The sequence below is a fragment of the Affinundibacterium baiyunense genome (assembly GCF_018139645.1).
In the GTDB taxonomy this organism is placed as follows: domain Bacteria; phylum Pseudomonadota; class Gammaproteobacteria; order Burkholderiales; family Burkholderiaceae_D; genus Undibacterium; species Undibacterium baiyunense.
The window spans coordinates 1-262 of the sequence record NZ_JAGSPM010000082.1; the positions used below are offsets into that span (position 1 = coordinate 1).

The 262-nt window shown below is 46.9% G+C and carries 1 protein-coding gene; it reads left to right on the plus strand.

Features of this window, described 5'->3' with window-relative positions; genetic code table 11:
• Positions 1-262 (plus strand): IS3 family transposase (locus KDM92_RS18410; protein ID WP_212685807.1); only part of this gene is annotated, 262 nt, incomplete at both ends.

Genomic DNA, 262 nt, shown 5'->3' on the forward strand with positions numbered 1-262 from the left:
ATGATAAGCACCATGGTCGTTACGGCTATCGTCGCGTGACGGCTGCTATGCGGCAATTTGGAGAATCCATCAATCATAAGACAGTGCAGCGACTGATGAGAATCTTGGGATTAAAATCCTTGGTGCGAGCCAAGAAATACCGATCATTTAAAGGCAATGTTGGTTTGGCAGCACCCAATCTATTGCAACGAGATTTCAAAGCGACTGGGGCGAACCAGAAGTGGTCGACTGATGTGACAGAGTTTAATGTCGCTGGTGAGAA